The organism is Vibrio sp. S234-5 (assembly GCF_000960595.1).
GTDB lineage: Bacteria > Pseudomonadota > Gammaproteobacteria > Enterobacterales > Vibrionaceae > Vibrio.
Window position 1 is genome coordinate 16,433 of sequence record NZ_JZAM01000160.1, and the last position, 21,740, is coordinate 38,172.

Consider the following 21,740-nt stretch of genomic DNA (forward strand, 5'->3'; position numbering starts at 1 on the left):
TGCTTAATCCTCTTTCTTAATAAACGGTACCGATTACTGATGTTTGTCAGTGTACGGTAGCAGAGCCAGGTAACGAGAACGCTTGATCGCGCGAGCTAGTTGACGCTGATACTTAGCGCTAGTACCAGTGATACGGCTTGGTACGATTTTACCAGCTTCAGTGATGTAGTTTTTAAGAGTTGCTACGTCTTTGTAATCAATCTCTTGTACGCCTTCTGCAGTGAAACGGCAGAATTTACGACGACGGAAGAAACGAGCCATGGGCTATCTCCTGATCTTAAATATGAATGATGTCATCGGCATGTAACACTAATTTTCTGACGCCATGTTGGCCAGTTTGATAAGCGACGAAGCCACTTACCTTAATGTTACTGCCTAAAACGAGTTGTTGAGTTTTCTCATGAGACCTTTCGCCACTGCCAGCCACTAGTATTCGACAATAAATTGCCTTACTCAGCTTGCTTTCCCTACGATGGAGCAATGCTCTGTGCAGAGGTGGCTTCGAACGAATCTTTAGCGACAATGCCGCGCGGCTTCATTCGATGGGTCAGACAATCAATTACTCAGCAGCTGCTTCTCTCGCTTCAGCGTCGCGACGAGGAGCACGCTCTTCTTTCTGCTTAAGCATGATTGAAGGCTCAGTGATAGCCGCTTTAGTACGCATGATCATGTTGCGTAGTACTGCATCATTGAAACGGAAAGCAGTTTCCAGTTCATCGATAACAGTTTGGTCAGCTTCCACGTTCATTAGAACGTAGTGAGCTTTGTGAAGCTTGTTGATTGGGTAAGCCAGTTGACGACGGCCCCAGTCTTCTAGACGGTGAACTTTACCGCCAGCTTCAGTGATTGAACCAGTGTAACGCTCGATCATGCCTGCAACTTGCTCGCTTTGATCAGGGTGCACCATGAATACGATTTCGTAATGACGCATTTATTGCTCCTTACGGATTATTAGCTTCCACGTTTGGCCCGGTCGTCCAGAGGAAGCAAGGAACTAAGGGTTATTGACCGAGTTTTAAGGATGGCAGATGGTACAGAAAGAGCACAAATTACGCAAGGGGTATTTTTCAACCGCAGCTAAGGAGGAGGCGAGGAGCTAGGGAGCTAGGAAGCTAGGAAGCTAGAAAACTAGAAAACTAGAAAACTAGCTACCTCACCTCTCGCATTTACACTTTGGCTAATTCAGCACGCATCTCATTGATCACCGCTTGATAATCTAGCTGACCGAAAATCGCTGAACCGGCAACAAACATATCTGCGCCCGCCTCGGCGATTTCACGAATATTCTCGACTTTCACCCCGCCGTCGATTTCCAGACGGATGTTGCGTCCAGACTCGTTGATACGCTGGCGTACGGCACGCAGTTTATCTAAGGTGTGCGGGATAAACGACTGACCGCCAAAGCCCGGGTTGACGGACATCAGCAAGATCAAATCCACTTTATCCATGATGTAATCGAGGCAAGACAGAGGCGTCGCTGGGTTGAGTACCACACCGGCCTGACAGCCGTGCTCTTTGATCAACTGCAAGGTGCGATCGACATGCTCAGACGCTTCTACGTGAAAGGTGATCATCGTAGCGCCCGCTTTGGCGAAATCAGGAATGATGCGATCGACCGGTTTTACCATCAGATGCACATCGATCGGCGCGGTAATGCCGTAGTCACGCAACGCTTTACAGATGGGCGCGCCAAACGTCAGGTTAGGCACGTAGTGGTTGTCCATCACATCGAAATGCACCACATCGGCGCCTGCCGCCAGCACTTTTTCAACATCTTCCCCTAAACGGGCAAAATCAGCAGACAAAATCGATGGAGCAATAAGAAAATCTTTCATACCTGACCTCAGTAGTAGCGAGCAAACCAAATTGCGCGCAATTTTACCGAAGCCAGAGCACAGATCCACTGTTAGAGTGCAATAGTGTGAGTGTTATGGATTGCGACGGGCAGTTAGTCGTTTTGCTCGGCGTGAAACAGCGCCAGCAGCTCATCAACTTTGCTGCGACCGCCGCCGTTACGGCTAATGGTGCGTTTGACTTTGACCACGCTCAGTTCAGCGCCGTGATACAAGCGCCGTGTCAAGGTGGTGTCGTGGTTGGAAATCAGTACCGGAATACCGCGCTCTTTGGCCGCTTTCTCCGCCACATCGGCCAGAGCCGCTTGATCGTCCAAGGTAAATCCGTTGCACGCGTAGGAGGTAAAATTGGCGGTGTTGGATAACGGTGCATACGGTGGATCGCAGTAAATCACACAGCCTTTGCGCGCACGGCGAAACGTCTCTTGGTAACCCTCACACACAAACGTCGCTTTTTGCGCTTTTTCAGCGAAAAACTCCAACTCGGCTTCTGGGAAATAGGGCTTTTTGTAAGAGCCAAACGGCACATTGAAGCCGCCTTTTTTGTTGTAACGGCATAAGCCATTAAAACCAAAACGGTTCATATAAAGAAAGGCCAGCGAGCGGTACATCACTTCGTCTGATTTGTTAAATTCAGAGCGAATATGCAGATACGCCTCTTTGCGATTGTTTTCCGCAACAAACCAGCGTTTTGCCTCGCTGATGTACGTCTGCGGCTGCTCTTTGAGCAGATTGTAGAGATTGATCAGATCGGGGTTGATATCAGCGAGCAAATAGTGCTCGTAATCCGTATTGAGGAACACCGAACCTGCACCGACGAAGGGCTCAACCAGTTTACGAGCCTCAGGCAAATGTTTCTGGATATCGTCTACCAGGCCATATTTGCCTCCGGCCCATTTTAAAAAGGCACGCTGCTTTTTCATCGACTGCTCTTTAACCGCTCTATCTATCAACCCGCATCAAGGCTGCGGAATGTAACATATTTTGCTGTGAAGCTCAGGATTATTTCACCCGATCAATCTCACGCTGCACCTGACTTAACGATTTTGCCCAAGGACCGAGCGATTGCAGTGACGCAGGCAAGCTTTCTACCGCATCGCGAGCCATCTGAATGGTCGGGTAATCCTGATAGGTCACAATGTACCACTCGGTATCATTACGCAGTGTCGGATAAATGCGTACCGCATTGTGCAACTGGTGCTTATCCAAAAATGCCTGCACATCGGGCATGGACGTCATCGCGGCAAGCTGCAAGGTGTAACTGCGAGGCGAGAGCGCTTTCAGCTCTTCGCGGGCGAATGAGAAAGAGACGGTTGGTGGCACTTGCTCGGCAACGGGCGCCGTCACGGCTTCTGCATCCACTTCACTTAGCGTCTCGACAGGCACTTCAACCATGGAATCGGTCACCACAGCGTCAATCTTGCTGGTATCCGCCTGCTCGGGTTTATTTTCCAGCAGCGCATCGACCACGTCTGATTCAATGATGACCCGTTGCTGATTTTGATCGCTGATACCGACGCTGGCGGCGCTGGTCATCACCGGCGGAGGAAGGGACGCCGAGTCATCCGTTGCATCTTTAAACTGCTCACTCTCCATGCTGTCTTTAGCGGTTTCAGCCACGGAGTCTGTTGCTTGGCTGGCGTCTGGTGTGTCTGTGCTTGGCTCTAAGGTCGGAATCGCCGTCTGTTCCATAGTGCGAGTGATAAGCTCAGCTTGCTCATCGGCAGAAGGCTGACTAAACACCCACCAATACCCGGCAGCGGCGAGCAGCAGTAAAATCAACGCGGTTAACGCCATATTGATTGGCGAGGCGACAATAGAACGAATCACAACCCTTTTTTCCACCTTAATCTCTCCTAATGCCATGATCGCCCCCGGTGTCGGGCTGGTTTTCTTAAAGGCGGCGCGCACTTTTTTCTCCGCATCGTCAGCCACATATCGCACCACCATGTTTTCAAAAAAGCGCAGCGCTTCGGTTTCGCTCAGCATCTCGATGTCGAGATCAATCGGTTTATGCTCTTGTCCATAGCCCAGTCGGGTCAGCAGCGGCTCCATGGTGCCGGCTTCACTAAACAGCAACACGTTGACCGACCAATGCGGATTCGACTGCGCTTCCAGCACCAACATCCACAGCTCAGAGACTACGGTTTCGCTAAGCAAGTGGGCATCGTCAATCACGATGGCGACATTGCATCCCTGCCCTTCCAGCAAACGTTCCAAGCTTTCAAGCAAGGAATCATGCTGATTAAACATCGGCTCGCTCACCAGTTGACTTAAGATCAACGTCCGGTGCTGGCCGTCATTTTGGTTAGGATGACAAAGCAATAAACACTGATTTTTCTCTTGCGCGTACTGTTCAAGGTAGCGCTGAGCCAGCCACGACTTACCATGGCCTTTGGCACCGTGAATGGTCACCAAATTGGAGCCAAAATTGGTCAGCAACTCGAGGCGTTCGAGCAGTTCTGTTTGCGAATCTAATTCAAGTACATGAGGCTGTGCGAAACTCATGGGCATTTTCCCTAATAAAATAGCTCCAATCGGAGCTACTCAAAGGCCAGTTTAATCACTTATGCGGCACTCTTCGATGGCCTGACGGATCACTTCCTGAGGTACATCGGCCACCACATCGGCGGTGCCGATCCCGTTGGGGAGAACTAGGCGTAGTTTTCCGGACAATACTTTTTTATCACGCATCATGTGCGTCATAAAGTCTTCAAATGACATGCTTTCTGGCGTGTGCACCGGCAACTTAGCTCGTTTAAGTATAGAGAGTATTTGCTCAAACTGCGCCGCAGTAATCATGCCTTGCAGCTGCGCCGTGCGCGCCGCCATCACCGTACCAGCCGCGACGGCTTCGCCATGCAGCCAGTTGCCATAGCCCATTTGCGCTTCGATAGCGTGACCAAAGGTGTGACCAAGATTGAGCAAGGCACGAATGCCCGACTCTTTTTCGTCCTGCGCCACCACTTCGGCTTTGATCTCGCAGCAGCGAGCAATCGCGTAGGTAAGCGCTTGCTCGTCGAGCGCGTAGAGTTTGTCGAGGTTTTCATCCAGCCAAGTGAAGAAAGCCGCATCGTAAATAATGCCGTATTTGATCACTTCCGCCATGCCTGCCGCAAATTCGCGTGCCGGGAGCGAGCTAAGACAATCGGTGTCGATAATCACCGATTTGGGCTGGTAAAAAGCGCCGATCATATTTTTACCCAGCGGATGGTTGACGGCGGTTTTGCCCCCTACCGAGGAGTCCACTTGGGAAAGTAAGGTGGTAGGGATCTGGATGAAGTCAACGCCGCGCTGGTAACACGCCGAAGCGAAACCGACCAAATCGCCAATTACGCCGCCCCCCAATGCCACAACAACCACATCACGGCTGAAGTTGCCTTGCAGCAAAAAGCTCATCACTTGGTTGAACGTTTCTAGCGTTTTGTACTGTTCACCGTCGGGTAATTCGAGCAGTGAGGCTTGGCAGCCGAGTTGATCTAATAAGGAGAGGATTTTGTCCGCATAGAGAGGTGCTACGGTGACGTTGGTGATCACCACCACTTTCTGACCAGAGGATAAGAAAGAAAGGTACGCCGGGTCTGAAAATAACCCGGCGCCGATAGAGATTGGGTAGCTACGCTCAGCAAGGTTGACCGTAATCCGTTCCATGGTTGCACTCCACTTAAAAAGAAATAGTTGATTTATCTCTCTTCTAGCATTTTTACGATCTGGTTGGCTACCACTTTTGCGCTTTGATCATCAGTGCGCACTGTGTAATCTGCGATTTCCTCATAAAGAGGGTTGCGCTCCTCGGCAAGTGCTTCCAGCACTTCACGTGGATTGTCCGTCTGCAGTAGAGGACGTTTTTTGTCGCGGTTGGTACGAGCGAGTTGTTTCTCTATCGTTGTTTCTAGGTAAACAACAATACCGCGAGCAGAAAGATGATTGCGGTTTTCTTTGCTCTTTACCGAGCCACCGCCTGTTGCCAGTACGATACCTTGTTCCAGTGTCAGGTCGTTAAGAACCGTTTCTTCACGTTTGCGAAAACCTTCTTCGCCCTCAACATCAAATACCCAAGCGATATCAGCACCAGTACGTTCTTCGATAACCGTATCGGAATCTAGAAATTCCATATGGAGTTGTTGAGCCAGGTAGCGACCAATTGTGCTTTTGCCAGCGCCCATCGGGCCAACAAGGAAAATATTACGTTTCTCAGCCATGTTTAGCAGTAATTTACAACGTTAATTCAATGACATCGCCACAAGAATGGTTCAGCGTAATGCTGATATTTCAAGGCTTGTGGCACCAATTCCTCACAGACATTCGTGATAAGACCCGAAATTATCAAGGTATGGTGACACTATTGCAACTTTATTTTTGATCTAATTACGCTCCCCTGACCCTATCTGCGGTCAGGGGAGAGAGACAACTATTGAATAACCACCTTTGGCGTCACAAAGATCAACAGTTCCCGTTTACCGATATTTTCATAGCTACGGCGAAACAGCGCGCCGAGCAACGGTAGGTCGCCCAGCAAAGGCACTTTGTCGACCGTACTGGTGATGCTGTGTTGGAAAATGCCGCCGAGAACCACGGTTTCACCATTGTTAACCAACACCTGAGTGCCGATACGTTGGGTGTCAATCGCTACCGCTTCACCCGTGCCCGTTTTCACCACTTCACCCGGCCTGTCTTGCGTGACGCTAAGATCGAGCACCAAACGGTTATCTGGGGTGATCTGTGGTGTGACTTTCAAACTCAGCACCGCCTTTTTAAACGAGACGGTGGTCGCGCCACTGGAGGACGATTCCAGATAGGGAATTTCGGTCCCTTGTTCGATGTAGGCGGGCTTTTTATTGGTGGTGATCAAACGTGGGCTGGAAATGATCTCCGCTTTTGACTCTCGCTGCAGCGCCGACAGTTCCAAATCAAGCAGCAGATCCGAACCCAGCTTGGCGACCTGGAAAGCGATGCTCGATGCATTGCCGGAGGTTGCACCGAGGTTGACGTTGAGAAAATCGTCGATACTGCTAGAGCCGCCACCGCTATCGCCTCCTGAGCCAGAACCGCCACCGGCCGCATTGTACAAACCGATGCTCGCCAAGTTGTTCTCGATCGAACCGCCCACCGTGTGGCTACCGTTGATCGAGGTGAAGCCCCAGCGTACGCCCAGTTCATCCAAATTACCTTCATTGACGGTGACAATACGCGCCTCAATTTGCACCTGCTTGACCGGAATATCGAGCGAATTGACAATCTCACGAATCACTGCAATGTTTTCCGGCAGTTCTCGTAGTAGCAAGGAGTTCGTGCGTTCATCAATCGCAATGCTGCCGCGCTCGGACAGCATGCTGACCGATTCCGTGCCGCTGATCATCTCGGCAATGTCCGACGCTTTGGCAAAATTCACCTTGATGATTTCCGATTTAAGCGTGCCTAGCTCTTCCGCCAAACGCTGCTTTTCCAGATGCTGCTTTTCACGCAAATCCAACTCTTCTTTTGGCGCGATCAGCACCACATTGCCTTCCACCCGCTTGTCGAGCCCTTTGACTTGCAAAATGATGTCGAGTACTTGCTGCCACGGCACGCCATCCAAACGCAGCGTCAGATTGCCCGTGACCGAATCGGAGACCACTAGATTAAAACCGTTGTAGTCCGCTATCAGTTGCAAGACGTTCCTCACCGGAATGTCTTGGAAGTTGATCGAGATAAGCTTGCCCTCTTTTTCAAGGATGCTTTTCTCCTCAACTTGCTGCGGAGTTTCTATGCGACTGACCGTCACTTCCAAATAGCGCCCAGTCAAACGATACTCATGGTGAAACTCCCCCGAGACAGACGCCAACAACCGCGTCGCTGACACATCGCGGAACACTTCAACACTTTCAACCGGCGTCGAGAAGTCCTTTACGTCTAATAGATAGAGCTGTTCGTCGCTGACGCGGGTGTTGAGCAGCTCAATGCTGAGCCCCTCCTGCACAGGTTTAAGATCCACCACCGCGGCAGGCGAAGCCAACTCGACAATAATTACTGCCGCTTTATTCTGGTTGGTTCTGAAATCAATGCCTTTCAGCGCATTCTCACTCGCTGACTGGCCGTTATTCTCTGACTGCGCGTTTGCAAACGTGGCAAAGAGGCAGACAGCAAACAGGCACATTAATTGGCGTAGCGGAGCCTGTAATCGAATCATTCCTTTCTTCATGGTCATTTCTCAAATCACTTCTAGTGGTATCTTTGCCTATCTCAATGCCAGCTTGACTTTACGCTGCTGCCAACAACCTAGCCCATCGGGTAAGGTTTCATTGATCATTAAATACGAGGGGGTAATCAGCGTCACTTTGCCGTTGTTCTGCCCAATGTATTGCCCCGCAAGCACACGTTCGACCGTTCCTTGCGGAGTTTGCACTAAGCCGGAAACGGAGTTACCGCTGCCCATGATGCCTTTTAAACGCAGTTGGCTGAGCGGGTAGCGTTCTAAGCGTCCGGATCGCGTGCGATCAGCGGGTTGCCAGCACTCTTTTTTCACCACCGGCTGGGTGGCTATCACCGCTTCTTTGGGCAGTTCAAATGGCAAGCGCAGCGCCGCCGAAGCGTACGATGTCGCGACATATTCCTCTTCAGGTTTGAGCTTGGCGACCTCTTGGCGAGCCTGTGATTCCACCTGACGCAAAAAGTCATCTAAAGAGTCACTGTTGGCGCGACAGCCTGCCAACAGCAACACAACCAAGAACATCCACCCGCTACTTTTCATGGGTCACCTCCGGCTTAAACTGGTACGTGTTGGCTTTAACGCGAAAATGCAGTGTGCTGCTTTCCAAACTGACCCGCTGCCAAGTGACGTCGCTAAAGCTAATGATGCGCGGCAGCTCGGCGATCGCTTGGGAAAACTGGCCGATGTCGTTGTAATTCCCGGTCAGTTCAATGTTGAGAGGGAGCTGATATAGGAAGTCCTTGCTCAGTTTTTCCCCCCAATCGATGCGGGTAAAAGTGAGATCGTTTTCAAGCCCGAGTTCATTGACCGACGCGAGCAAGGTCGCTAGCTCCTTTTGCGCGGGCAGTTGCTGGAGCAAATAGTCGTAGCGTTTTGACAACTCATCCAACTGAGACTGAAGCTGTGGCAAGGCGGCCGCTTTGTTGGCTTTGATGCGCAGCGCGACTTTGAGGTTTTGCTCCTCTTCCACCGCCCGTTGCAACGCCTCTTGCTCGGGTTGCAAATAGAACCAGTAGCCAAAGCCCTGAATGATCATCATCAGTAGTAGCACCACCAAGCTTTGTGGCAACAATGGCCACTCCGCAATTTCGTCGATATCGAGATCCTGCCAATCAACCATGATTTGCCTCCGCCAGTACCGGTACGGGTTGTGGTTTCACGCCAAACATAAAAGAGACGGTGAAGGTCTGAAACGCTTTGCCAAAACGCTCTTTGCCATGCACGATGGAGTGCATCTCAACGTCGTAAATCGCCTCCGATCGCTCTAGATTGTCCAACATGGTGGCAAGGCGCGCCGTGCTGTCGCTAATGCCCGCCATTTCCACTTGCTGGTCGCTCATTTTGATCTTGTCGACGTAAACCCCTTCAGGGATGACATTTGGCATCAGGTTCATCAATTCAGTGGTGTTGTTACGCTGCGCTTGCAGTGATTCCACCACCTTCAGACGCGCTAAGATCTGGCCGTGTTCTTCTTTAGCGATCTTCATCGCTTGGATACGCTGATCCAATTGGGCGATGTAGTGGTTTAGGTAGTTGAGGCGATCTTGCTGCAAGCGCTGCTGATAATTCACGTATTGGCCGATCCCCCACTGAATCGCCACCGCGATCAGCACACCTAAAATCAGCACCCCAACAAAACGGCGTCGATGCTCTTCTCGCTGATATTCGCGCCACGGCAGAAGGTTAATGGTGTGCTTCATGTTTGTTCTCCAACCATTGAATCCCACCGATGGCTAGCCCAGCGGCGACCGAAAAGTGGTGCCAGTCAACACTGCGACGTTTTTTGCGTGCCACTTTCATCTCAAACAGACCGAGCGGATTGAGCAGTTCGCACTCCAACGACAAACGACGAGAGAGCGCCTCGAGCAACAGAGGCGTCGCCGCTCCCTCGCCACACAACCAAAGCCCTTGTGGCTTGTCTTGGCTATTGATGGACTGAAAGAGCTGCAACTGACGCGCGACGCGATCCACCATCTCCACTATAAAGCGCTCGGTTTTCTCTTGCGCATCATGGGCACTGAACTCATCGCCAATCGCAGCGTTCAGGTGCTCAACGCCGTATGCAAACTCTTTGATGAAGTGCGTTTTCTCGCGCTGATGAATAATCAGCGAGGTGGATTGCGCACCGACATCCAACAAACAAAAAGCACTTTTGTCTGGGTATCGCTGCGCCGCCAGATCTCGCAGGTTAAACAAGCAGTGGGCGTGCATATCCACCAACACCGGTTTCAACCTCACCGCTCGCGCAGCGCGCACCCGACTCTCGACCACCTCTTTTTTGGTGGCAAAGATCTGCACGCTCTGGCTGGCGCTTTTACTCTGCGCGGGTTCATGCAAGCGCACATAATCAATATTCAGCTCATCGACCGGAAATGGCGATTGATGGGAAAAAGCCTGCAAAATGGCGATTTCACACTCTTTCTCATCTTCTATCGGTTCAATTTGCAATTGCTTGCTGATCACGGCACTATCCGGCACGGCCAGCGCCACCTGACGACGGAAACGCGGCAACTCTTTGTTCAGGACTTTAAGCGTATTGACAATTTCCTGATGATTCAGAGTGTGGTTTTCGGCGACAATAGCGCGCTCAAATACAATTTCTTTATATCCCAGCAAGGCATAGCTATTTCCTGCGGGTTTCAGAATGACAGCCTTGAGGCTACGATGACCAATATCAATCCCGGTAACTAAGGGTTTACCCATCTCCAACTGCTCCCATTTTCTTAGCTCAAAAGGTTGTTATTAGCCGTCAAATGAGAGTTAATAACGCAAGAGCTAAATTTTTAGCCTAGAGTACAAGGGTTTGCCGTCATACAGCCTCAACTAAACAGGGATTCTCCGGTGAAGTTCATAAAGCGTTTACTTATCTTTGCATTGGTTTGCATAATTCTTGGAGTCACTACAATATTTGGGTTTTATCAATACGTTAAACCCGACCTACCAGATGTGGCGGCATTAAAAAATGTGGAATTGCAGACCCCGATGCAGGTCTTCAGCCAAGATGGCAAGTTGATCGCACAATTTGGTGAGAAACGCCGAATTCCGGTCACCTACGAACAAATTCCTCGTCAGTTGATTAACGCGCTGATCGCCACGGAAGACAGCCGTTTTTATGACCACTACGGCATCGACCCGATTGGTATCACCCGAGCGGCGCTGGTCGTGGCCATGTCAGGCTCCGCCAAGCAAGGGGCGAGTACCATTACCCAACAGTTGGCACGTAACTTCTTCCTCTCCAATGAGAAGAAGTTGATGCGCAAAGTGAAAGAGATCTTTATTGCTATCCACATTGAGCAACTGCTGAGCAAGCAGGAGATCATGGAGCTGTACGTCAACAAAATCTTCCTTGGTTACCGCTCGTATGGCTTTGGCGCGGCGGCACGCGTCTACTTTGGTAAAGATCTGCACGATTTGACGCTGGGTGAAATCGCCACGCTGGCGGGTATGCCGAAAGCCCCTTCGACCCTCAACCCACTCTACTCACTTGAACGCGCGACCAATCGCCGCAATGTGGTGTTGATGCGCATGCTGGATGAGAAGTACATCAGCCAAGAAGAGTATGACGCGGCACGTTCAGAACCTTTGATCGCGCAATATCACGGTGCAGAGATTGAACTCAATGCCCCGTATGTAGCTGAGCTAGCGCGCGCGTGGATGGTGCAGCAGTACGGCGAAGAGAAAGCTTACACCTCGGGCATGAATGTCTACATGACGGTCGATTCCAAGCTGCAAGAAGCCGCCAATAACGCGGCGATCAACAACCTGCTGGCCTACGATGAGCGTCATGGCTATCGCGGCGCAGAAAGCGTGCTGTGGAAAGCAGACCAGACCCCTTGGGACAGCGAGAAGATGGACAGCCATCTCAATGACCAGCCGACCTATGGTGAACTGGTCCCCGCGATTGTGACCAAAGTGAGCGGTAAGCAAGCCACGGTTTGGGTCAAACGTCAGCAGCAACAAACCATTGCTTGGGAAGGCATGAGCTGGGCGCGACGCTTCCTGACCGATGAGCGTCAGGGCGATGATCCGAAAACCGCCAGCGATATTTTGGCCCCAGGGGAACAAATATGGGTGCGTCAAATCACCCAGCACAATGAGCAAGGGGAAACCAGCACCAGTTGGCACCTAAGCCAAGTACCGAATGCCAACACCGCCTTTGTTGCGATGAACCCGGAAAACGGCGCGGTGCTTTCTCTGGTCGGCGGTTTTAACTTTGTGCACAACAAGTTTAACCGCGCCACTATGTCGGTTCGTCAGGTTGGTTCGAGCATCAAACCTTTCATCTATTCCGCGGCGATCGACAAAGGGATGACCTTAGCGACCTTAATCAACGATGCACCCATCAACAAGTGGGATGAGAGCCAAGGCACCGCATGGCGTCCTAAAAATTCTCCGCCGACCTATTCAGGTCCAACGCGAGTGCGAATTGGTCTTGCCACATCGAAAAACGTCATGGCGGTTAGAACGCTGCGTGAAGTCGGTTTGGATGAAGCGCGCCAGTATTTGACCCGTTTTGGCTTTGAACTGGATCAGCTTCCTCGCTCCGAGACCATTGCTCTTGGTGCAGGCAGTTTGACGCCGATGAAAATGGCGCAAGGTTTCTCGGTATTCGCCAACGGCGGATACTACGTCGAGCCTTTTTACATCAGCCGTATTGACGACGCCTATGGCAATACCGTCATTGAAGCGCAACCCAAAACCATCTGTCGCGACGCATGCCAAACGCCAAACCGCGATCCGCAGGCCGAGCAGTTTAACGAGCAGGATGAAGATAACTTGCACGCGCCGCAGGTGATCAGTGAACAGAACGCCTTTATTCTGCGCGAAATGATGTACAGCAACATTTGGGGCGGCGGTAACTGGCGTGAAGGTACGGGGTGGAATGGCACAGGCTGGCGCGCCCAAACCCTCAACCGCCGCGATATTGGCGGTAAAACCGGGACAACCAACGATTCAAAAGACGCGTGGTACAACGGTTATGGCCCTGGTTTAGTGGCGATTGCTTGGGTCGGTTTTGATGACCACAGTCGCGCACTGGGCAAAACCACCTTGAACCGTAACCTCAGCAAGGAGGTTATTTCAGGCGCTGAATCGGGTGCAAAAACCGCGCAACCAGCGTGGATCGACTTCATGCAGCAAGCGCTTGATAGCCTGCCCCAGCAAGAGAAAGTCGTTCCAGCTGACATCGTACGAGTGCGCATTGATCGCGACACGGGCCTCTTGACCCACAAAGTGGATGAGAGCTCGATGTTCGAGTACTTCATCAAAGGTACGGAGCCAACGCAGTACGTCTCTGAGCACAGTGAAGAGAGCATCTATTCCAGTTCTGGCGATGGCAGTGATAACGGGCTGTTCTAAGCCCACTTACCAGAACAATAAAGTAAAAAGGTTGCTTGGCGAAGCAACCTTTTGTTTATCTGACATGCAACCGCGCCGTTACGCTCGCTGAGTGAGAATATCGCTGATGGTTTTCGCCAACTGTTCAAAACGCCCACGCAGTGGCGAACCTGGGCGATAAGCCAAGACAATTTTGCGTGACGGCACCGGATTCACCGCTTTGAGATAGCAGACGCCATCTTTCTCTTTCTCTTTCGGCAAGGAGAGCTCCGGCAGCAAAGTAATCCCAGCGCCAGCGGCCACCATGTTACGCAGCGTTTCTAAACTGGTGGCCTTAAAACGCTCGTCATCGCGTGCGCCCGCCGCAAAACAAAAACCAAGGGCCTGATCGCGCAGGCAGTGGCCATCCCCCAGCGCCAACACCGTTTTGCCATTCAGCTCTAACATGTCCAACTGATCTTGTTTGGCCCACTCATGATTTAAGGGCACGGCGATACTGAGCGGCTCATGATAAATGTCGATCTCTTTGAACGGCTCGGTTTCCGCGACCGACGCCAAGATGAGGCAGTCTAACTTGCCCGCTTCCAGTTGGCTGATCAATTGCTGCGTTTGTGCTTCATGCAGAAACAGCTCCAGCTCAGGGTAACGTTCTTTCAACTGCGGAATAATACGTGGCAATAAATAGGGTCCCAAGGTAGGAATAAAACCGATGTGCATCGGACCACTCATTTCACCATTTTGCCCACTGGCCATCTCTTTGAAGGTTTTTACTTCACGCAGGATCACTTTCGCCTGATCGACCAGTTGCAAACCCGCATCGGTAAACAGCACTCGGCGGCTACTACGCTCCAACAGAATGGTGCCAATTTCTTCTTCTAACTTACGGATCTGCCCACTCAGTGTCGGCTGGCTGACAAAACAGGCCTCCGCCGCTTTACGAAAATGTTTGTGCTCCGCCAGTGACACCAGATATTCCAAGTCTCGGATATTCATCGCAACCTCAATCGAATTTGACTATTGAAACCATAGCATTAAACGATTAGAGCTATCAAAACTTTTTTACCATACTGGAGAGCTACGCTTATAATCAAGCCATACTTGGCCAAGATTCGGTTCTCTGCCTTTTATGTTTATACTGGCATCCGTGGCGTGGGAGGAAAGCAATGGGCTGTAAAACATGTAGTGAACATTGGTTCTGGCAAAAGATTGGGCGATGCAAGCGCTGTATGGATCAGCTTACCGTTTTGTCGGTGCTGTGCTGGATTGTCTGGTGGTTGGCGTTTCGAGAGCAACCGAATTCTATTGAGTCGATCGCGCTGATTGTGGCGGGGTTTGCGTTTAACGCTCTGCTCTTCCTGCATTTATGGATGAAGTATGTGATTTTGCCTTGGCGAGCGAGACAAAACGATGCGCGCAAATAAAAAAAGCCCCAAAACCAATTCCGGTTTCGGGGCCTTCTTAGATTCGTTCTAAGAAAAAGCAGTGGTACTAAGTAGACCGCACTGCTTTATGTTGGTTCCGCAAAAATTCGCTTTTTTTAACTTTTTTATAAGAAACTTAAAATAGTCAATAAAAACAGAGCTATGCAACATGCGCCCGTGCAATCACTTGCTCAAAAAGGTTCACTTCCAACGCCACTTCATCACACGCATGCTGACGCGGACACTGGTCACAATCTTTTAGCACCTTCTCTGGCAGCAATGATTTTGAGGTGGGAATAAAGCTCTGCTTCATAAAAAATTCCGGCGTACGGGTGAGCACAAACACTTTTTTGATCGCCATTTGCCGCGCTTTCGCCAGCAAATAGTGCACTATCGCTGTTCCTTGCCCTTGCCCTTGCCAGCCCGCCTCAATGCCTAGCGAACGAATTTCTGCCAAGCCCGAATCGTACACATACAGAGAGGCACACCCAGTCACTTCGCCTTGATGCTCTGCCACGGCAAACGAGCCAATGTCGCGCACTAGTTCATTGCGTGAACGCGGCAAGTTTTCCCCCATATTGGCCCAGTAAGCGACCATGCTTTCGAGCGCTTCAATGTCGGTCAAACGTGCCGGACGCACTTTGACCGCTGAGGCATCACGCTGCGCTAAGCGCTTGTCGGCTTGCTCCACAGCGTAAGCCACTTGCTTGGGTGATACGCCGCCAAGGGCACTGCGTTTTTCCAAACACGATTCGATAGTGAGGATCTGATAGACATCTTGCTCAATCACTGGCGAGAAGGCTTTCAGCTCATCAAGTGAGAGCTCTTCCAGCGCGCAGCCTTTGGCAATTGCGCCGACCACCGCCACCCCGACAATATGGTGCGCTTCACGGAACGGAATGCCTTTGGCGACCAGATAATCCGCCAGTTCGGTTGAGTTGGCATAGCCCTGCTTAGCCGCTTCCAGCGTGCGTTCACTGTTTACTTTGATGCCATCAAAACAGAGCGCGGCCATCTCCATACAATCGTTCCAGGTATCGAGCGCGTCAAACAGCCCTTCTTTGTCTTCCTGCATGTCTTTGTTGTACGCCAGTGGCAGAGCTTTGACCGTCATCATCATGCCCGCCAATGCGCCATAAACCCGACCTGTTTTGCCACGAATCAACTCCAGCGCATCCGGGTTTTTCTTCTGCGGCATCAAGGAAGAGCCAGAAGTAACGGTATCGGCTAACTCAATAAAACCGGACTCACCAGAGTTATAGAAGATCATGTCTTCCGCGAGGCGAGAGAGGTGCAACATCGAGATCGACGCCACCGACATCAGCTCCATCACGTGGTCGCGATCCGACACCGAATCGAGCGAGTTGCGCGTTGCGCGGCGAAAACCGAGATTGTGCGCCAACTGCTCGCGATCAATCGGATAAGCAGTCCCTGCCAGCGCGCCCGAGCCAAGCGGGCAAGTGTCCAAACGCTGCAGAGCATCACTCAGGCGTGAATAGTCGCGCTCAAACATCTCAACGTATGCCAAGCACCAGTGAGCGAACGTTACAGGCTGAGCACGTTGCAGGTGGGTGTAGCCGGGTAATACTGTGGCTTGATGCTGTTTCGCCACGCCAACCATCTGGGCTTGCAGCCGATCGAGCGCCAGCAACAATTGTTGACCTTGCTGACGGCACCACAGTTTCAGATCGGTTGCCACTTGGTCATTGCGCGAACGGCCAGTGTGCAGCTTTTTACCCAGATCGCCCACTTTGCCGATCAACTGCTGCTCGACCCAAGAGTGAATGTCTTCTGCATCCGAGCGCAAAATTTGGTGCGGATCTTCCATCACTTCGAGCTTAAGCTCGTTGAGCGCCAGTTCCAGCTTTTGCTGCTCTTCTTGGCTAAGCACATTGACTGAAAGCAATGCCTTCGACCAGGCAATCGAGCCCACAATGTCTTGCTCGGCCAATCGGTAATCAAAGCGCAATGAATCGTTAAACTCTTTGAACCTAGTATCTGCCGCCTGGGTAAATCTTCCGCCCCATAATGCCATTGTGTCTCTCCTGATGACTATTGCTTACTGTGGTGTTGTTAACAAGTGTTAGCCAAAATGCAGGCAATTTGCTCACTTTTTCTTATGTGCCAACGTTACGGCAATTCCACCAAAAAATAAAGTATTAATTCATTATTTCTACATATTTATTCATGAAATTTGAAATGATTTACTTGCTGTTTGTCGTGAGTGCCGCAGAGAACGAAAAAGCCTGTCGATCACTCGACAGGCCTTGGATATTGTTACCTTAACTGAAGAATCTTTTTCTTCAGAGGGCTTATTTTTTCAGAGAGCTTATTTTTTCAGATTGTTCAACGCACGGATACGGCTTGAAAGCGAGTAAAGACGAATAAAACCGCCTGCGTGGCTGTGATCATACACCTCGTCGGCACCAAAGGTGGCAAACTCTTCTGAGTAGAGGCTGTTCTCTGAACGTTTTTGCGTCACCGTTGCTTGACCTTTATACAGCTTCACAACCACTTCGCCGTTGACATCTTGCGCCAGCTCATCCGCCGCCGCCATGATGGATTTACGCAGCGGCGTGAACCAACGGCCATCGTATACCAGGTGCGAAGCTTTCACGCCCAGCTCTTCACGGAATTCAAACGAGGTTTTATCCAGTACCAACTGCTCTACCGCACGCAGAGCTTCCATCATGATGGTGCCCCCTGGGGTTTCGTAGCAGCCACGTGATTTCATGCCAACCAGACGGTTTTCCACGATATCGATACGACCCACACCATGTTTCGCGCCTTTCTCGTTGAGGTAAACCAGCGCGTTGTATGGCGTCATCGGTTCGCCATCGACACCCACCACTTCGCCTTTTTCCACTTGCACGGTAACGTACTCTGGCTCATTCGGCGCTTGCTCAGGATCGACGGTCCACACCCAGCAATCTTCATTGGGCGCATTCCAAGTGCTTTCTAGCACGCCACCTTCGGTCGAGATGTGCCATGCGTTGGCATCACGCGAATAAATTTTGGTGAGTGACGCGGCACACGGAATATTGCGCTCAGCCAAATAATCCAGACACTGCTCACGGCTGACCAAATCCCATTCACGCCAAGGCGCAATCACTTTGAGATCTGGTGCAAGCGCTGCAAACGCCCCTTCAAAACGCACTTGGTCGTTGCCCTTACCTGTACAGCCGTGGCACAACGCATCTGCGCCCACTTTACGTGCGATTTCTACTTGCGCTTTGGCAATCACCGGGCGCGCCATTGAGGTACCCAGTAGGTATTTGCCTTCGTAGTAAGCACCGGTTTTCAGCGTTGGGTAGATGTAATCGGCCACCAACTCCTCTTTCAGATCGACCACGTAGCACTCAGAAGCGCCCGACGCTTTGGCTTTCTCTTCAATGCCAACCAGCTCTTCTTCGCCTTGGCCGACATCGGCCACAAACGCCACCACTTCGCAGTCGTAGTTCTCTTTTAGCCAAGGGATGATGACTGAGGTATCCAATCCGCCTGAGTACGCGACGACCACTTTATTTACATTTAACTTGCTCATTTTAATTCTCCGTTGGTGTGGCGCTGCACTCGGCGGTCAGTGCCATACTCATTCATTCTGTGTCTGATAAGGCTTACAAAAATTTCCGCTTAAGCGGGGACAAACTGTGTACCGATGCTTTGACCGGCAAACAGCCTTTCCAATTTATCTGGGTAGCGCCAGGTCGCGACTTCAATCGCCCGGCCCAAATCGTTGGCCGCTTCCAAGGCGGCTTTCACTTTGACGATCATGCCGTCGGTGATCACTTTGCCAGCGATCAGCGCATCGGCTTCGGCTTCGGTCAAACTCTTGATTAAGTGACCTTTGCCATCCAGCACGCCGCTAACGTCAGAGAGCAGAACCAACTCCGCGTCCAGCGCCCCGGCAACCGCCACCGCCGCTTGGTCGGCGTTAACATTCATCAGTTGACCACTCGGCGTTAAGCCGATTGAGCTGATGATCGGCAGCGCGCCCGTGGCTAAAATCGCGCCTAGCAAGGTAGCATCACCCGGTGTGGCTTTACCCACCGCGCCAAGCTCGGCGTCAAGCTCTTCCACTTGACACAGACCGCCGTCGGCTAAGCTCAAGCCAACCGCGTTCAGACCATCGGCAATGGCTTGACCTTGCAACAGTTTGTTCGCCGTGCCAGCCAGTGCGCCAGCAATGATCGGCATCTGATCGTAAGGCGTCACGCGTAGGCCGTTTTTCTTCACCGTCGGCAACTGAAGTTTTTCCATCAGTTCATCCACCAGATAACCGCCACCATGGACGATGACGATCTGTCGCTGCGCTTTTTGCTGATAGGCTGCAATCGCTCCAAAGAGCTGACTTAATGTCTTTGTGCAGGAAAGCGCTGCACCGCCTAATTTGATCACAAGTGGATTGAGAGACTGAGTCATGGTTCTTTCCTTACTCCGGCTACTACAGCAAGGCTGTCAGTGGTGAAAAACCGTAATGAATATTCAGGCATTGCATCGCCTGACTGGATGCGCCTTTCAGCAGATTGTCGATCGCTGAAATGACAATGATATGTTCGCCTTGCACCTTCCATCCGAGGTCGCAAAACGGCGTCATTTCCACCTCTTGTAAGCGAGGCAGCACGTCGCCTTTTAAACGCACCGCAGGTTTGCCAGCATAAGCCGCTTCAAACGCGGCGTTGACTTGCTCTAAGGTGACACCCGCTTTGAGTTTCATGGTCACCGTCGCGAGGATGCCACGTTTGAAATTGCCAAGATGCGGGGTAAAGATCACCTCACAACCAAGATGGTTGGCGATTTCAGGCTGATGTCTGTGGTTGAATACGCCGTAAGCTTGCAAGCTCACTTCGCAAAAACTGTTGGTCATGGAGGCTTTGCGCCCCGCACCAGAAACGCCACTGGTGGCGTTAATCACCGGCCACTGCGCGGTATCGAGCAACTCTTTCGCCAGCAGCGGTTTGATCGCAAGTTGCGATGCGGTTGGGTAACACCCAGCGACCGCAATCAGCTGACTTTGCACAATCGCGCTCTCGTTCCACTCCGCTAAGCCATACGCCGCTTTGTCGAGCCAACTGACGTGCTGGTGCTCAAACCCATAGTAGGTGGGGTAAAAATCGTCGCCTTTGACGCGAAACGCGCCAGAAAGATCAAAAACCTGACAGCCTTGTTCGAGAAAGATCGGCGCTAAGTCGTGGCTGACTTCGTGCGCGGTGGCAAGAAACACCACATCACACTGCTCGGCCACGGCTTGAGGATCGCTTAACGGTAGAACGTCCATCTCTACCACGCCCGCCAATTTTCCGTGCAATTGAGAGATACACTTACCGGCGTCCGCGCTATTGGCGGAGACATACAAACCTGCTAGCGTGAGCTCAGGATGTTTTTGCACCATCAGAGCCAATTCCGCACCGGTGTAGCCGCTGGCGCCTATAATTGTTGTCTTTAACATCTCAATATATCCGTAAAGCAAAAGGGAAACAAAAGTGACTATTCATATTTAATTTTTGCTTTATATTGATTTTTTATTCATTAAATATGAGTTAATATGTGTTTTACCTTTTTGTTACCCAACTGTCAACAGGGGAAGTGAAGAATCTATGCAATTACCAAGTTTTCTTGAGGTTTACCGCGGCTTGATCGCGACACCATCCATCAGTTCCAGCGACCCAAGTTGGGATCAAGGCAACCGTGAGGTGATCGCCAAACTGGCCGATTGGTTTAGCGCGTTGGGTTTTGCGGTCGAGGTTGTCGAAGTGGAACCTGGCAAATTCAATATGCTGGCCAAAAAGGGCCAAGGAGAAGGCGGCCTGCTACTGGCCGGACACAGTGATACTGTCCCCTTTGATCAAGGGCGCTGGAGTTTCGACCCACATCAACTCACCGAGAAAGACAACAAGTTTTACGGCCTCGGCACCGCCGATATGAAAGGCTTTTTCGCCTTTATTTATGAAGCCGCCAAGCGCATGGACTGGACAGGGCAGAGTAAGCCGCTGTACGTGCTCGCGACCTGCGATGAAGAGACCACTATGCTTGGCGCACGTCATTTCAGCGCCCACACCCCTTACAAACCAGATTACTGCATCATCGGTGAGCCAACCAGCTTAGTGCCCGTACGCGGACATAAAGGCCATGTGGCCAACGTGGTACGTGTGACGGGCAAATCGGGCCACTCGTCAGATCCCTCGCTCGGCGTCAATGCCATCGAAATCATGCATGAAGTGCTGTTTGCGCTGATGCAACTGCGCGATCGCCTCATTAAGGAATACCACAACCCAGGGTTCGCCATTCCCGGACCGACACTCAACCTCGGCCACATCCACGGCGGCGACAGTGCCAACCGCATTTGTGGCTGCTGTGAACTGCATTACGATGTGCGCCCACTGCCCGGCATCAGCCTTGATGGCCTCAATAATCTGCTGCGCGGCGCGCTCAAAGAGGTCGAAGCCAAATGGCCGGGGCGGATTGACATCGTGCCACTGCATGATCCCATCCCGGGCTATGAATGCCAGCACGACCATCCGTTTATTCACGGAGTCGAAAAGCTGTGCGGCAGCGAGTCACAAACCGTCAACTACTGCACCGAAGCGCCGTTTTTGCAGCAATTGTGTCCAACCTTAGTGCTTGGCCCGGGCTCGATTGATCAAGCGCATCAGCCCGATGAGTTTCTCTCTTTTGACTTTATCGAGCCGACTACCGACATTTTGCGCAAAGCGATGCGTCAGTACTGTTTTTGAGCAGAAGGGGATGACAACAGCCGTGGCTTTGCGCCAATCCGCCACGGCTAGATTGTAATTAACTTTCAGTATCGTTTATTCATTAAGGCATAATTTGCGTTAAATCAGCACTGCGAAGGAATATTTGCAAACTAAGTCTGCTTTATTTGACTAGTTACAACAAATTTCGCTAGATTGTGACCTTAACAAGGAACATTGGATGTAA

General features: G+C 51.3%; 20 protein-coding genes and 1 pseudogene. 3 read left to right on the top strand and 18 right to left on the bottom strand.

The annotated features are described in order from the left end of the window. Positions 1-33: 33 nt before the first annotated feature. The 13 genes and pseudogenes from rpsR to pilM form a co-directional block, all read right to left on the bottom strand. Positions 34-261, bottom strand: coding sequence for a 30S ribosomal protein S18 (gene rpsR, locus UF06_RS06700; protein WP_000090472.1), 228 nt, complete (start codon positions 259-261; stop codon positions 34-36). 16 nt (positions 262-277) lie between these two features. Beyond that, positions 278-551, bottom strand: a pseudogene (locus tag UF06_RS23955) (primosomal replication protein N). Positions 552-559: 8 nt separating this feature from the next. Then, on the bottom strand, positions 560-931 hold the full coding sequence (gene rpsF, locus UF06_RS06705) for a 30S ribosomal protein S6 (protein ID WP_045569750.1): 372 nt from the start codon (positions 929-931) through the stop codon (positions 560-562). 235 nt (positions 932-1,166) lie between these two features. Continuing rightward, positions 1,167-1,835, bottom strand: coding sequence for a ribulose-phosphate 3-epimerase (gene rpe / locus UF06_RS06710; RefSeq protein ID WP_045569751.1), 669 nt, complete (start codon positions 1,833-1,835; stop codon positions 1,167-1,169). Positions 1,836-1,948: 113 nt separating this feature from the next. Continuing rightward, on the bottom strand, positions 1,949-2,776 hold the full coding sequence (locus tag UF06_RS06715; protein WP_045569752.1) for a Dam family site-specific DNA-(adenine-N6)-methyltransferase: 828 nt from the start codon (positions 2,774-2,776) through the stop codon (positions 1,949-1,951). Positions 2,777-2,855: 79 nt separating this feature from the next. Then, the gene (locus UF06_RS06720) at positions 2,856-4,361 is read right to left on the bottom strand and encodes an AAA family ATPase (RefSeq protein WP_045569753.1); all 1,506 of its coding nucleotides are present in this window, start codon (positions 4,359-4,361) and stop codon (positions 2,856-2,858) included. A 51-nt stretch (positions 4,362-4,412) separates the two neighbouring features. Continuing rightward, complete coding sequence (gene aroB, locus UF06_RS06725) at positions 4,413-5,504, bottom strand: 3-dehydroquinate synthase (RefSeq protein WP_045569754.1); 1,092 nt, start codon at positions 5,502-5,504, stop codon at positions 4,413-4,415. A 32-nt stretch (positions 5,505-5,536) separates the two neighbouring features. Beyond that, positions 5,537-6,055, bottom strand: a complete 519-nt coding sequence (gene aroK, locus UF06_RS06730; RefSeq protein WP_045569755.1) for a shikimate kinase AroK — start codon at positions 6,053-6,055, stop codon at positions 5,537-5,539. 209 nt (positions 6,056-6,264) lie between these two features. After that, positions 6,265-8,040: a type IV pilus secretin PilQ family protein gene (locus UF06_RS06735; RefSeq protein WP_045569756.1), complete on the bottom strand. Its 1,776-nt coding sequence runs from the start codon at positions 8,038-8,040 to the stop codon at positions 6,265-6,267. Positions 8,041-8,070: 30 nt separating this feature from the next. Then, entirely contained in the window at positions 8,071-8,583 is a 513-nt protein-coding gene (locus tag UF06_RS06740) for a pilus assembly protein PilP (protein ID WP_045569757.1), read from the bottom strand. After that, positions 8,573-9,163, bottom strand: a complete 591-nt coding sequence (gene pilO, locus UF06_RS06745) for a type 4a pilus biogenesis protein PilO (RefSeq protein WP_045569758.1) — start codon at positions 9,161-9,163, stop codon at positions 8,573-8,575. The genes UF06_RS06740 and pilO overlap by 11 nt, the downstream gene beginning before the upstream one ends. After that, positions 9,156-9,743: a PilN domain-containing protein gene (locus tag UF06_RS06750; RefSeq protein WP_045569759.1), complete on the bottom strand. Its 588-nt coding sequence runs from the start codon at positions 9,741-9,743 to the stop codon at positions 9,156-9,158. The genes pilO and UF06_RS06750 overlap by 8 nt, the downstream gene beginning before the upstream one ends. Then, positions 9,727-10,746: a type IV pilus assembly protein PilM gene (gene pilM / locus UF06_RS06755; RefSeq protein WP_045569760.1), complete on the bottom strand. Its 1,020-nt coding sequence runs from the start codon at positions 10,744-10,746 to the stop codon at positions 9,727-9,729. Before pilM ends, UF06_RS06750 begins: the two co-directional genes overlap by 17 nt. Before the next feature lie 138 nt (positions 10,747-10,884). Here pilM and UF06_RS06760 point away from each other — a divergent pair, with 138 nt between their 5' ends. Then, positions 10,885-13,401 (top strand): PBP1A family penicillin-binding protein, encoded by a 2,517-nt coding sequence (locus tag UF06_RS06760; RefSeq protein ID WP_045569761.1) that lies wholly within the window; start codon positions 10,885-10,887, stop codon positions 13,399-13,401. 78 nt (positions 13,402-13,479) lie between these two features. Here the strand turns inward: UF06_RS06760 and oxyR are convergent, their stop codons facing one another. After that, positions 13,480-14,373, bottom strand: a complete 894-nt coding sequence (oxyR, locus tag UF06_RS06765; RefSeq protein WP_045569762.1) for a DNA-binding transcriptional regulator OxyR — start codon at positions 14,371-14,373, stop codon at positions 13,480-13,482. 170 nt (positions 14,374-14,543) lie between these two features. On the opposite strand from oxyR, the gene UF06_RS06770 reads away from it, so the two are divergent. Then, positions 14,544-14,801, top strand: coding sequence for a DUF3624 domain-containing protein (locus UF06_RS06770; RefSeq protein WP_045569763.1), 258 nt, complete (start codon positions 14,544-14,546; stop codon positions 14,799-14,801). A gap of 160 nt (positions 14,802-14,961) precedes the next feature. Here the strand turns inward: UF06_RS06770 and argH are convergent, their stop codons facing one another. From argH to argC, 4 genes are all read right to left on the bottom strand, one after another. Beyond that, positions 14,962-16,836: an argininosuccinate lyase gene (argH, locus tag UF06_RS06775; RefSeq protein ID WP_045569764.1), complete on the bottom strand. Its 1,875-nt coding sequence runs from the start codon at positions 16,834-16,836 to the stop codon at positions 14,962-14,964. 294 nt (positions 16,837-17,130) lie between these two features. After that, positions 17,131-18,345, bottom strand: a complete 1,215-nt coding sequence (locus UF06_RS06780; RefSeq protein ID WP_045569765.1) for an argininosuccinate synthase — start codon at positions 18,343-18,345, stop codon at positions 17,131-17,133. A gap of 89 nt (positions 18,346-18,434) precedes the next feature. Further along, on the bottom strand, positions 18,435-19,223 hold the full coding sequence (gene argB / locus UF06_RS06785; protein WP_045569766.1) for an acetylglutamate kinase: 789 nt from the start codon (positions 19,221-19,223) through the stop codon (positions 18,435-18,437). A gap of 22 nt (positions 19,224-19,245) precedes the next feature. After that, complete coding sequence (gene argC, locus UF06_RS06790) at positions 19,246-20,250, bottom strand: N-acetyl-gamma-glutamyl-phosphate reductase (protein ID WP_045569767.1); 1,005 nt, start codon at positions 20,248-20,250, stop codon at positions 19,246-19,248. Positions 20,251-20,398: 148 nt separating this feature from the next. Between argC and argE the strand changes: the two genes are divergently transcribed. Beyond that, entirely contained in the window at positions 20,399-21,535 is a 1,137-nt protein-coding gene (gene argE / locus UF06_RS06795) for an acetylornithine deacetylase (RefSeq protein ID WP_045569768.1), read from the top strand. Positions 21,536-21,740 lie beyond the last annotated feature (205 nt).

Coding starts and splice junctions, on each gene's coding strand:
- UF06_RS06740 (WP_045569757.1), bottom strand. CDS start 8,583: ATGAAAAGTAGCGGGTGGATGTTCTTGGTTGTGTTGCTGTTGGCAGGC.
- rpsF (WP_045569750.1), bottom strand. CDS start 931: ATGCGTCATTACGAAATCGTATTCATGGTGCACCCTGATCAAAGCGAG.
- UF06_RS06770 (WP_045569763.1), top strand. CDS start 14,544: ATGGGCTGTAAAACATGTAGTGAACATTGGTTCTGGCAAAAGATTGGG.
- argE (WP_045569768.1), top strand. CDS start 20,399: ATGCAATTACCAAGTTTTCTTGAGGTTTACCGCGGCTTGATCGCGACA.
- UF06_RS06720 (WP_045569753.1), bottom strand. CDS start 4,361: ATGAGTTTCGCACAGCCTCATGTACTTGAATTAGATTCGCAAACAGAA.
- aroB (WP_045569754.1), bottom strand. CDS start 5,504: ATGGAACGGATTACGGTCAACCTTGCTGAGCGTAGCTACCCAATCTCT.
- argC (WP_045569767.1), bottom strand. CDS start 20,250: ATGTTAAAGACAACAATTATAGGCGCCAGCGGCTACACCGGTGCGGAA.
- argB (WP_045569766.1), bottom strand. CDS start 19,223: ATGACTCAGTCTCTCAATCCACTTGTGATCAAATTAGGCGGTGCAGCG.
- pilM (WP_045569760.1), bottom strand. CDS start 10,746: ATGGGTAAACCCTTAGTTACCGGGATTGATATTGGTCATCGTAGCCTC.
- oxyR (WP_045569762.1), bottom strand. CDS start 14,373: ATGAATATCCGAGACTTGGAATATCTGGTGTCACTGGCGGAGCACAAA.
- UF06_RS06750 (WP_045569759.1), bottom strand. CDS start 9,743: ATGAAGCACACCATTAACCTTCTGCCGTGGCGCGAATATCAGCGAGAA.
- argH (WP_045569764.1), bottom strand. CDS start 16,836: ATGGCATTATGGGGCGGAAGATTTACCCAGGCGGCAGATACTAGGTTC.
- rpe (WP_045569751.1), bottom strand. CDS start 1,835: ATGAAAGATTTTCTTATTGCTCCATCGATTTTGTCTGCTGATTTTGCC.
- pilO (WP_045569758.1), bottom strand. CDS start 9,163: ATGGTTGATTGGCAGGATCTCGATATCGACGAAATTGCGGAGTGGCCA.
- aroK (WP_045569755.1), bottom strand. CDS start 6,055: ATGGCTGAGAAACGTAATATTTTCCTTGTTGGCCCGATGGGCGCTGGC.
- UF06_RS06735 (WP_045569756.1), bottom strand. CDS start 8,040: ATGACCATGAAGAAAGGAATGATTCGATTACAGGCTCCGCTACGCCAA.
- UF06_RS06715 (WP_045569752.1), bottom strand. CDS start 2,776: ATGAAAAAGCAGCGTGCCTTTTTAAAATGGGCCGGAGGCAAATATGGC.
- UF06_RS06780 (WP_045569765.1), bottom strand. CDS start 18,345: ATGAGCAAGTTAAATGTAAATAAAGTGGTCGTCGCGTACTCAGGCGGA.
- rpsR (WP_000090472.1), bottom strand. CDS start 261: ATGGCTCGTTTCTTCCGTCGTCGTAAATTCTGCCGTTTCACTGCAGAA.